This is a genomic window from Actinomycetes bacterium (assembly GCA_022396035.1).
Taxonomy (GTDB): Bacteria; Actinomycetota; Humimicrobiia; order Humimicrobiales; family Humimicrobiaceae; genus Halolacustris.
Genome location: JAIOXO010000031.1, coordinates 1 through 11,679, shown reverse-complemented (window position 1 = coordinate 11,679; position 11,679 = coordinate 1). Strand labels below are relative to the sequence as shown.

Below are 11,679 nucleotides of genomic sequence, written 5' to 3'. Positions count from 1 at the left end.
TCCTCTGAGAGACTCAGCAGTAGTTGGTAGAGTTTCTTTTTTGTATCTTTTACCATTCTTTTCCTTTCGAACATACTTAATTTAGAACTATGTTATCAAACGTATGTTCGTATTTCAACAATACTTTTAAATAGAGCCTTATTTTTTTGTGTATAATATCAAATCTTATACTATCATAACCTGAGGTTTTATAGAAAATGCTTAATTTGAAGCTGGCAAATATATTAACTTATATAGCGGAGCTGTATAAACTGGGGCCCCGGGAAAAAGATATTGTATTCCCTATAATGAGGGCGTCCAGGACCATAAGGGATTATCCTGGTGACATAAATCGGGCTTATCAGGATAATTTACTGTTATCCCTTCCGGGAATAAGTGGGGAGGTTTATGGTTATATACAGGAGTTTTTTAAAACCGGTACCATAGAAATCTATGAGCAGCTGACCCAAAAATATTCTGAGCAGCTTATTAAGTTTATCCGTATGAGCGGCCTGGGGTCTGCAAGGATGATGAAGGTTTACCACATGCTTTCAGCAGATAATCTGGAAAGCTTAAAAAACAGCCTGCAAAATCCCCGGATGGTATCCAGGTTAACTGAACCAGAGGGAGAAAGCATACTGGACAGTATAATGGTGGAAAGACTGAGCAGGACTATTGATTTTTACCAGCAGATGCAGGGGAAAATACCCCGGGGATACGTAGAAAACTTTATACCGGAGTTAATAAAGCAAATTAAGTCTCTGGGCCATGTGACCAATATAGAGGTAACTGGCTCTGCCCGGAGAAAGAAACCTATTCTGGGAGACATTGATATACTGGTAGCCACAGATTTTAATCAAGGTGATTTTAAGGTGGACCGGACTATAGAATTTTTAGAACAACTGGCCGGAATAGATTATTTAAAAGCCAAAAAGTCTCAGAACACAGGTAGTCTAAATGCCAGTTTTGTTTATGAGTCCAGGCTGGATACTGATATAGAAATAATAGTATGTACCCGGAGCCGTTTTATTGTAGACCTTTTTACCACTACCGGAAACCGGGTTCACACCAGGGAAGTACTAAAAATCCTGGAGCAAAAGGGCATAGATATATACAGCTGTAATTTGGAAAGCGAAGCAGACATATACCGCCTGGCAGGACTTCAATATGTGCCTTGTGAGCTCAGGGAAGGAAGGAAGGAAATCAGCATGGCCGGACAGAATAAGCTGCCCCGGCTGGTGGAAATGGAAGATATAAAAGGGGATCTGCATATTCATTCCAGCTTCAGTGACGGCCTGATAGGTGAACAGGATCTGGCGGATACTATCAGACAGCATAATTACCAGTACCTGGCTTTAACCGATCATTCACATTCCAATATTTATGGAAATGGGCTGGATAAGCACCGGCTCAAAGATAAACTGGACTGGGTTAGAAGCCTGAACCAAAGAATGGGGGATATAAGAATTCTGTCAGGAGCGGAAGTTGATATAAAAGATGAGGGGATGCTTGATTATGATGATAATATACTAAAGAATTTGGATATAGTTATAGCATCCATGCACTCCAGCTTTAAATATGGCTGCAGCCAGAATACCCGGAAAGCGGTGGCTGCTCTGGCCAATCCTTATATTGATTTTCTGGGGCACCCAACAGGGGTGGTATTTGGCAGCAGGGCCCCTTATTCTCTAGATATGGATCAGATTATCCAGCAGGCGGCAAAGTATAACAAAGCCCTGGAGATTAACTCCTATTTTTTAAGGCTGGATTTGGATGAATATAATGCGGGCAAGGCCAGGGATGCAGGAGTTAAACTGGTTATAAATACCGATTCCCACCGTCCTCACAACCTGGATAATATAAGGCTGGGAGTGGATATAGCCAGAAGGGCCGGTCTTAGCAGGGAAGAGGTGTTAAATACCATGGATTACGGCAGTATACTACAGTGGAAGAGAAACCGGTAGTTAACCTTTGTTGCCGGGACCAAACACATCTTTCTGATTAAAATCGGGCAGGAAGGGATCATCTTCTCCCGGAAGGCGGCGGTAATCCTGCACATAACCTAATTCAAAACCCAGCTGCTGTGCATAATTAACTACCTGGTTATATTCTTTAGCGGTTACCGGGCGGTTTATTTCAGGATATCCGCAGGCTTTAAAGGTTGGGTGATACTGGGCCATTATGCTTAAAGCCACTTTGTTGGAGAGTTCTTTTTTTATGAATTCAAGGGTCTGTTTTACTCCCGCCAGGTCATCAGGCAGAACCAGCAGCCTTATAAGCAGGCCTCTAACAGCGACACCCTGTTGGTTTAACTGCAGTTCTCCTGCCTGTTTGTACATGTTAATTACCGATTGGCGATTGTATTGTGAATAATTTTTAATTTTAGAATACCGATAGGCATAATCATCATTGCTGTAACGCATGTCAGGCATGTAAATGTCTATGATGCCATCCAGCATGCCTATGATTTCAGGATTTTCATAACCTCCAGTATTATAAACGACAGGTAGATTTAAACCTTTCTCCTTGGCCAGGGTTAAAGCTTCTACAATTTGTGCAATCCAGATGGTGGGAGATACCAGATTTATATTGTGACATCCCCTATGCTGTAAATTAAGCATCATATCTGCCAGTTCAACAATGGTTGCCTTCTCTCCCTGATGCTGCTGGCTTATCTGATAATTCTGGCAATAGAGACAGGCCATATTGCAGTAGGAGAAAAAAATAGTGCCCGAGCCCCTGTTTCCTGAAAGGGGAGGCTCTTCTCCGTGATGGGGCATTGCAGCGGAAACCACCGGCATATGGGTCGCTCCGCAGAATCCGGTCTGGCCTTCTATTCTGTTAACCCTGCATTTATGGGGGCAAAGCCTGCAGGATTTAAGCATACTGTTTAGTTTATGGGATATAGTTTTTATCTTCATGGGATAAAAATATATTATTTTTCCTTTTTTGTGAACTTTTTATCCTCTTCGGCAATTTTTAAATCTTCTTTGGAGGCCAACCGGTGGGCATAAGATATCACCTGATCGGTAATGGAAGGGTAGCTGGTCAGCAGCTGGTTGAGCTTATGAAGGCGGTACTCCAGAAAATAATCTGGAGCTATGTCCAGGCCGGAAGCTATGATTTCCATGGTTTCTACCGGCGGGGGCTTGCTTTTCCTGGTAAGTTTGCTGAAATAACTGTAATTTAGGTTGGTTTTATTTGCCAGGCTTCTGAGCTTAATATTTTTAGACTTTATCTGTTCATGTAAAGCCTGGCCAAAATGTTTATTAGAGTATTTCATACCAGTTATTTATAGATTTTTTTTAATACTACCCCATAAAAAACCACAAAATAAGGAATTATAGAAAGATTAAGTTGACAATAAAATCAACAAAAAGGTTGGTTTATAAATTCTGTTTTTGCAGATAAAATAGGTTTATGAATAAAAGATTAATAATAGCTGCGACAGCCTTGTTAATGGTTATTGTGGCAGGCTCTGGTTTCATCTGGCCCCGGCAGCCCGGTTCGGTGCCGGTAAATCCGGCCAAATACAGCCCCGGTTCAGGTGATGAGGATAACTACCAGGATTTTTTATACCAATTTAAGCAGGGCGACCGCCAGCTGTATGATGTTTACCAGGATGCCGGGGGCCAGGCCCTGTATGCCCTGTACCGGATTGCTACCATTGCAGGGCTACAGACTATTATGGACTACCGGCCTGTGGCTGAAGATATAATTAGGCTCTCCACTATAATTGCAGAGATTCCAGAAAATTACCGGCAGGACTATGTGGTCCATTCTTTCAGGCAGCCGGTTTCTATAATAATCGGGGGCAGTGCTGAGTTGCCCCTGGATTCGGTACTGTATTTTGCAAACATTTCGGATATGCTGAATATTCCATGGTTCGTGATTAACAACAACCGGAACAGCAAATTCAGCAGGGAGTCAGACGACCTGGTTATTTCAGAACTTTCTTTAAATTTAAGGAACCAGATTAACCGGTTGATAGTCAGCCGGAGACATAAACATGGAAATGTCTGGGTAGATATTGAAAGTTTGGACCAGCTGGAAACAGCTATTGATTCCATAATATCATCAGAATACCAGCTGGTTAATTTATTTATAGTTACCCACGGCACCAAGGATTCCCTTATTTTTTCTACTTCATCCGGAGAAAGCTTTAGTGTCAGCTCCCGTCAGCTTTCAGGCATTGTAAATATGGGAACAGAGACCAACCTTTTTTTGGGTACCTGTTACTCTGGGATATTTGCAAAGAATATGAATATTGGACCTGATCTGGCCGTGGTAACATCCTCAGAAAAGATTGCTGTGGATGGAGATCTAACTACTTCCATCCTTTTAAGCCTGAATCAGGGCGATTATAGGATAAATGAAGAAGATCTGAAGTTAATATCCAGCCAGGAGGCAGCATATAAGCAGGATAACTACTGTTATTACTATTATGAAGACGGGAAGCAGTACCGTATAATCGATGACAAGGTAACCCATGCCCATAAGGTAAGGTTTGGGTACAAGGATTCACAGTTAGATATCCGGGTTATAAATTCTTCAGGCAGCAGTCTGCTTTACTTCCATACCAGGAGCATTCTGGATAAATAATTGCATTTGGGCAGCTTTTCTGTATAATTGGTAAATACTTATTATATAATATATTAATACATTGTATTCTAAAATAATAGATTTTTTACCAGAGGCTTTAATAGAGTTTGAATATGATGATATACTGCCCCAAAACACAGATGGGAAAAAATCCACCATACAGGATTTAAGAGACAGGCTGTTAAAAGTTGAAGCAAAAAACATAAATCCGGCAGTCTTAAAGCTCCTGGGGGCGAATTCCAGTACAGATTTAAGAGATAACAGGCATAAGCTTATAAATGACGGCCTGTGTTCAAAATTCAGATTGCTGCTAAAAAAACTGGGCAGGGGGAAAACCCGGGTGGATCTAAATTTAACTATTGATAATCTTAAACAGCAAAAAAAGCAGATACATGCCAGCTGTGCGGTAATAGAAGGCCGCCATCAGGATTGTTCGGTAGTAGTATTTCTTAAGGATATAACCAGCCAGAAGCAGATAGAATATAAGCTTGAGAGCAGCCTTGATGATTTAAAAAACAATTACAGGGGTATAATAGATACCTTTTCCCACATGGTTCAAATAAAGGACCCTTATACTGCCGGACACCAGAAGAAAGTAGCCAGGCTGTGCCGGGCCATAGCCGGGGAGATGAATCTGGATAAAAAAACTACAGAGGGATTAAGTTATGCAGCAGCCTTACATGATATTGGCAAGATAAATATACCTGCTTCTATACTGGCCAAGCCGGGTAAACTTACAGACATTGAATACAGAATGATTTCTACCCATTCACAACTGGGTTACAACATGCTTAAAAAAATTAATTACCCCTGGCCTATTGAAAAGATAGTACTTCAGCATCATGAGAGGATGGATGGATCCGGTTATCCCCGGAACCTGGCGGGAGATGAAATAATGACAGAAGCCAGGATACTGGCTATTGCAGATGTGGTGGAAGCCATGTCTTCTCACCGGCCCTACAGACCGGCTCTGGGTATAGGCAAGGCTCTCCGGGAAATAGAGAAGAATCAGGATAAGCTTTATGATACTGCAGCAGCGAAAGCCTGCATCAGCTTATTTAAGCAAAAAAATTACCGATTTTAATTTTTTAAGTCTGCATACAGTTGTTTTTTTATCCTTAATAGTTATAATTTTTAAGGTTAGGTCATCTGCCGGTTAAAAAGTATATTCAGGTTGACAGCAACTTTGATATCTGGTAATTTTTGCCCTCCGGTACAGATTATTAAAAGCTGGCCAGCATCAGAGGCTGCCTAATTGCAGTTTATATTTGATGGTGCTATCTGCGATGAAACACTAAGCAAAGGATTGAAATATTGGAAAAAAAGCCTACAAACAAATTAGTTATGGTAACTGGCGCTACTGGATTTGTTGGAGGCAATTTAGCTCTAACTTTGGCCAAAAGGGGCTACAGAGTGAGGGCTCTGGTCCGTGATCTGGGCAGGGCGAATCATTTAAAAAAGGCAGGGATCCATTTAATCCAGGGTGATATTGTCAACAGAGTGCAGGTGGAAAAGGCTGTAAGAGGTGTCCATACCATTTTCCATATTGCAGCCCTGTATCGTTCGGCCAGGCATTCAGATGACGTTTACAGGCAGGTTAATGTTGAAGGCACCAGCAATATTGTAAATGCAGCTAAAAAATTTGGAGTACACCGGCTGGTTCACTGTAGTACCATTGGGGTGCATGGTGACGTCAAATCTGTACCCGGGGACGAGAATTCCCCTTATGATCCGGGAGATATCTACCAGCAAACCAAGCTGGAGGGAGAGATGGTGGTCCAGGAGGCCATTAAGGAAGGTTTGCCTGCTACCATATTCAGGCCTTCAGGGGTTTACGGGCCGGGTGATATGAGGTTGTTAAAAATATTTGCGAGTATCCATCTTGGACGGTTTAGAATAATTGGTACAGGTAAGACACTGTATCACTTAATCTACATTGATGACCTGGTAGAAGGAATCAGCCTTTGTGGAGAAAAGCCTGAAGCTGTAGGCCAAACCTATATTCTGGCAGGACCAGAGTATACTACTATCACCGAGTTATCCAGAAAGGTTGCTTCTGCTGTTAACAGAAAACTGCCTTCCGGCAAATTGCCGTTGGGGCCTTTAAAGGTTGCAGCTGCTGTTTGTGAAGCACTGTACAGACCTTTTGGTCTGGAGCCTCCGCTATACAGCCGAAGGCTTGACTTTTTTTATAAAAATAGAGCCTTTAGTATTAAGAAAGCAAAAAAAGAGCTGGGTTTTAATCCGGTAGTTGATCTGGACCAGGGCTTAACCCGGACTGCTGATTGGTATTTTGATCAGGGGTTGCTTAATGGTAAAATGCATATTCGTTTCAGGAAAAAGAAAAATAAATTCAATAAGGATAAATCATGACCTTAAAAAATAAGTTGGAATCGCTGTTAAGAAATTATCCTCCCTTGTTTCGTTTTGGTTCACGCATATATCATGCCATGAATATGGGCTTCAAATCCCTGAGTCCCGGGGCGCCGGGGGCCATAGACCGGGCTTTCCAAATTGCCAGCCAGCAGCATGGAGGGGAGCTCATAGGTGATTATTATGAGTTTGGATTGTATAAGGGTTATACTTTCTACTGTGCTTTTAAGGCTGCCCAGAAATTGGGCTTGGATCAGACCCGTTTTTATGGGTTCGATTCTTTTCAGGGGCTTCCCCAGGTAGAAGATGTAGATAAAACAGGGGGCAGGTTCTTTGAAGGCCAGTTTGCCTGCACCAGAGAACAGGTGGAGAAAAATTTACGTAGATACGGAGTGGACTTCGACAGGATAAAACTGGTTGAAGGCTTTTATGAAAAGACTTTAACCGAGCAGCTCAAAAGTGATTTAGGAGCCGGATATGCAGGAGTGGTTTTATTTGATTGTGATCTGTATTCTTCTACACGGGTAGCGCTGGACTGGCTGCAGGATTTAATTGCAGATAAAACAGTACTGGTATTTGATGACTGGTATTCCTTTACAGAAGGCCAGGAACTGGGCCAGCAGCGGGCATTGAAGGAATTTATGCAAAAGAATAAGTACCTTGAACTAAAACCGGTTATGGAATTTGAACGTAATGGTAAAATGTTCTTGGTGCATGAACAGTCTTAAAAGCTGGCAATGCCTGGATATGTTTATTGGGATCAGGATTAGTCCCGGTTTGGGCTGAATGGTTAATCTGTAATAATTGTTTATGGAGATTGGCAGCGCCAAATAATTTAGGCCCAAAGCAATGCTTTTGGATAATCCAATACAGAGTTTCCTTCCAATAATTTTTTTAATTCTACCTATAAGTTTTTGGGCAAAAAATTAATCCAAATAATTTTGCTTGCACATTCTTAATTTTATACTATACTAATATAATAAGAATTATAATATTAATAGAGTATAGGGGGACAAATGAAGGTAATAAGGACTTTTTCGAGATGGGCTTTAGGTTTATTATTGCTCTGGCCGTTTATAGATAAGTTATTTGGCCTGGGTTATACAACTGAGCCCGGTAGTGCCTGGATTGCTGGAGGCTCTCCAACTGAAGGATTCCTTAAGTTTGGAGCAACAGGACCCTTTGCCCCTGTATATAATAGTATAGGGGGGACCGCTATAGTAGACTGGCTCTTTATGCTTAGCCTGTTGTTTTTAGGACTCGCATTAATACTGGGAATAGGATTAAAAATAGCAGCAATTGCTGGAAGCTTGTTGATGTTTTTGATGTGGTCTGCTGTTTTACCCAAAGAACATAACTTTTTCTTAATAGATGAACATATTGTATACTTGCTGTTACTGCTCTTAATAGGTTTTTCTTTTACCAGAGAAGAGCAATGGGCAGGTCTGGGTAATTGGTGGAGGAATACGAAATTGGTTAAAAAAGCACCATTTTTAGAATAAACTCCAGAAATACAGGATTACCAATATTTTATCTGAAAGTTTATACCTGGCCAGGTGCAGAAAAACCAGCCAGGTAAGATACTTTAAAAATCGGTTCAGATGTTTTAAGATTTCCTTACAGGTTCTAGTAGATTACTATAAATTTTGGGGGCTTTAATGTTTAAGCTTTCTACCAGAGGCAGGTATGGCACCAGGGTTATGCTGGAGCTGGCCCTGAATTACGGTAGAGGATTTATGCTGCTAAAGGATATAGCTAAAAAACAGGAAATCTCTGCAGGCTATCTGGAGCAAATAGTTCCCAATTTAAAAACTGCAGGTCTTATCCATTCCAGCCGGGGGGCACATGGGGGTTATGTATTGTCCAAATCACCAGACCAAATAACCTTAAAGGAGATAATCGTTGCCCTGGAGGGACCAATTGTATTGGTGGAGTGCATTACAGCTCCACAGATATGCAACCGGTATAATTACTGCAGCTCCAGGGATTTATGGAATGAACTTGGCCAGAAAATTGAAGAAACCTTAGAATCAAAAACACTGCAGGATATGATTGAAAATCATAAATAAAAGGTGACTGAGGGAACTTAAGATTGTGGCTTAAAACAGATTTTATAATTTATTCAAATATAATTTAGTAGAAGAGAAGGAAAATGAAAATCGCAAAAAATATAGCGGAATTGATAGGAAATACTCCAATGGTTGAGCTGGCCAATCTATCAAAGGGTCTAAATACCACCCTGGTGGCCAAATTAGAATCATTTAACCCCTTATCCAGTGTAAAAGACAGGATTGGTATTTCTATGGTAGAGGATGCTGAAAATAAAGGTTTGCTAAAAAAAGATACTACTATAATAGAGCCCACCAGTGGAAATACTGGAATTGCCCTGGCCTTTGTATCCGCGGTCAAGGGGTATAAGCTTATACTTACCATGCCTGAAACCATGTCCGTGGAACGAAGGAAGATGATCGAGGCTTTTGGTGCAAAGATAGTTTTAACCCCTGGCAGCGAGGGTATGGCCGGGGCTATAAAAAAGGCTGAAGAACTTACCACGGAGATAGATGATGTATTTTTGCCCCAGCAGTTTAAAAATCCGGCTAATCCTGAAATCCATAGGAAAACTACAGCGGAAGAAATTTGGAGGGACACCGATGGAAAAATCGATATACTGATTAGCGGGGTGGGAACCGGAGGCACTATTACCGGAATTGCTGATGTGATTAAGCAAAGAAAACCTGAATTTAAGGCAGTTGCAGTAGAACCCTATGATTCGGCGGTTCTTTCAGGGGGAAACGCAGGACCACATAAAATACAGGGTATTGGAGCCGGTTTTATTCCAGAAGTATTAGAAGTGTCCCTGATTGATGAAATAATAAGGGTAAAAAACGCTGATGCCGCCAACACCGCAAACAGGCTGGCAAAAGAGGAGGGCATACTGGCTGGTATATCATCCGGTGCGGCGGTATGGGCGGCAATGGAGATAGCAAAAAAGGAGCAAAATAAGGGCAAATTAATTGTAGTAATTTTACCCGATACCGGAGAACGCTATCTGTCTACAGATTTGTTTTAAGGCCGGGCGGTTAATCCATGATCAACATTTTAGGACAAATATGAAAAAAAGAATATACCTGGATTATGGGGCAACCACCCCTTGCGATCCAAGAGTAGTAACAGCAATGCTCCCCTTTTTTTCCAAGAGGTTTGGAAATCCCTCATCCATACATTCTCATGGTCAGGAGGCTAGTGAGATATTAGATAAAGCAAGGGAAAAAATTGCAGGATATCTGGGGGCGCAAAAGTCCGAAATTATTTTCACCAGCGGTGGAACAGAAAGTGATAATACTGCAATAAAAGGGGTAGCCTATGCCTATAGAAAGAAGGGCAACCACATAATCACTTCTTCAATAGAGCATCCTGCGGTGATAAAATCATGTGCTTCTTTAATGGATCAGGGATTTAAAGTAACCCATGTCCCGGTGGATAAAAATGGAATTGTAGATGTAAATGAAATTGAGAAAGCTATTACTACAGAAACCATTCTTATTTCAGTAATGCATGCAAATAATGAGGTCGGCACCATTCAACCTATAGAAGATATCGGGAAGATAGCCCGAAAATACAATATATGTTTTCATACCGATGCGGTGCAGACTTTTGGCCATATCCCCCTAGAGGTTAATAAGCTGGGAGTTGACCTGTTGAGTGCTTCAGCCCACAAACTTTATGGCCCCAAGGGTGCAGGCTTTTTATATGTAAGAAAAGGCACCAGAATAAAACCATTTATGGACGGGGGAGGACAGGAGATGGGAAAGAGGGCATCTACCGAAAATGTTCCCGGTATTGTTGGATTGGCTAAAGCTTCTGAAATAGCATTTGGAGAAATTAAAGAAGAAACCGAGAGATTGAGGCACTTACAGCAAAAAATGGTACAGGGGATATCTGAGAGGCTGCAGGATGTAGGGCTGAATGGACCAATGGGTAAAAGGCTTCCCGGTAATATTAATTTGTCTGTAAGGTATGCAGAGGGGGAGTCAGTGGTAATGCACCTTGACCAGGAAGGGATTAGTTGCTCTACTGGTTCTGCCTGCTCGTCATCGGAACATGAACCGTCTCATGTCTTAAAAGCCATGGGGGTACCTGATGATTTGGCGCGAAGTTCGGTAAGGTTCAGCCTGGGGAGGTTTACTACTGAAGAAGATGTAAATTTTGTTATTGATAAGCTTTCAGAAGCGGTAAACAAATTGAGGGCTATATCCCCATGTTATTAGAGAAGTTTAAAATTTATAAGGTTGTAGCCTTAAGTTATAATAATGGTGGTTGATTAATGTTGGATACTGCAAAACAGCTTTAGTTGTAAAATTAATATACGGCGGTTTCATCGATGGATCTTTGGTTGTTATATATACGATTTTCTCAGAGAATAAATATTTCTGTTCTAGGATAAAAAGAATAACTCTGTAAACCTTCAAAAAAATATAATACTTGCCAGTGACAATTTACTTAAATCACCATGATTAACTATTGATTAGTTATATACCTGGGGTTAAGAATATAATTTAAGAAAACCATATATAAGTAGTAAAATAAGGCTCTTTTTAAAAGTATTGTTGATTTTCCCTACACCACCTTTACAGAACAAGCTCCCAGCAGAAGAGCCCTTCTTGCTGCTTGCCTGGTTTTACCCTTCGCTACAGTATCAATAAACTCAAACCAGTGAAGGTAGTT

General features: G+C 41.2%; 11 protein-coding genes. 9 read left to right on the top strand and 2 right to left on the bottom strand.

Annotated features, from left to right (window positions below; all coding sequences use genetic code 11):
- The first annotated feature begins 197 nt into the window (after positions 1 to 197).
- Complete coding sequence (locus K9H14_07865) at positions 198 to 1,943, top strand: PHP domain-containing protein (protein MCG9480105.1); 1,746 nt, start codon at positions 198 to 200, stop codon at positions 1,941 to 1,943.
- On the opposite strand, the gene K9H14_07860 is transcribed toward K9H14_07865, so the two are convergent.
- Together K9H14_07860 and K9H14_07855 are read right to left on the bottom strand one after the other, a co-directional pair.
- A complete protein-coding gene (locus K9H14_07860; protein MCG9480104.1) occupies positions 1,944 to 2,900 on the bottom strand; it encodes a radical SAM protein in 957 nt (318 codons plus the stop codon).
- 14 nt (positions 2,901 to 2,914) lie between these two features.
- Positions 2,915 to 3,262 carry a hypothetical protein gene (locus K9H14_07855; GenBank protein MCG9480103.1) on the bottom strand — a complete coding sequence of 116 codons (348 nt, stop codon included), beginning with the start codon at positions 3,260 to 3,262 and terminating at the stop codon, positions 2,915 to 2,917.
- A gap of 137 nt (positions 3,263 to 3,399) precedes the next feature.
- Between K9H14_07855 and K9H14_07850 the strand changes: the two genes are divergently transcribed.
- The 8 genes from K9H14_07850 to nifS all read left to right on the top strand — a co-directional run bounded on the left by K9H14_07850 (position 3,400) and on the right by nifS (position 11,222).
- The gene (locus K9H14_07850; GenBank protein MCG9480102.1) at positions 3,400 to 4,581 is read left to right on the top strand and encodes a hypothetical protein; all 1,182 of its coding nucleotides are present in this window, start codon (positions 3,400 to 3,402) and stop codon (positions 4,579 to 4,581) included.
- A gap of 61 nt (positions 4,582 to 4,642) precedes the next feature.
- The gene (locus K9H14_07845; protein ID MCG9480101.1) at positions 4,643 to 5,665 is read left to right on the top strand and encodes an HD-GYP domain-containing protein; all 1,023 of its coding nucleotides are present in this window, start codon (positions 4,643 to 4,645) and stop codon (positions 5,663 to 5,665) included.
- 230 nt (positions 5,666 to 5,895) lie between these two features.
- A complete protein-coding gene (locus K9H14_07840) occupies positions 5,896 to 6,954 on the top strand; it encodes an NAD-dependent epimerase/dehydratase family protein (protein ID MCG9480100.1) in 1,059 nt (352 codons plus the stop codon).
- Positions 6,951 to 7,682, top strand: a complete 732-nt coding sequence (locus K9H14_07835) for a TylF/MycF family methyltransferase (protein MCG9480099.1) — start codon at positions 6,951 to 6,953, stop codon at positions 7,680 to 7,682. The genes K9H14_07840 and K9H14_07835 overlap by 4 nt, the downstream gene beginning before the upstream one ends.
- A 288-nt stretch (positions 7,683 to 7,970) precedes the next feature.
- Positions 7,971 to 8,456, top strand: coding sequence for a hypothetical protein (locus K9H14_07830; protein MCG9480098.1), 486 nt, complete (start codon positions 7,971 to 7,973; stop codon positions 8,454 to 8,456).
- 156 nt (positions 8,457 to 8,612) lie between these two features.
- A complete protein-coding gene (locus K9H14_07825) occupies positions 8,613 to 9,023 on the top strand; it encodes an Rrf2 family transcriptional regulator (GenBank protein ID MCG9480097.1) in 411 nt (136 codons plus the stop codon).
- 83 nt (positions 9,024 to 9,106) lie between these two features.
- On the top strand, positions 9,107 to 10,024 hold the full coding sequence (gene cysK / locus K9H14_07820; protein MCG9480096.1) for a cysteine synthase A: 918 nt from the start codon (positions 9,107 to 9,109) through the stop codon (positions 10,022 to 10,024).
- 40 nt (positions 10,025 to 10,064) lie between these two features.
- Positions 10,065 to 11,222, top strand: a complete 1,158-nt coding sequence (gene nifS / locus K9H14_07815) for a cysteine desulfurase NifS (GenBank protein MCG9480095.1) — start codon at positions 10,065 to 10,067, stop codon at positions 11,220 to 11,222.
- Positions 11,223 to 11,679: the final 457 nt, after the last annotated feature.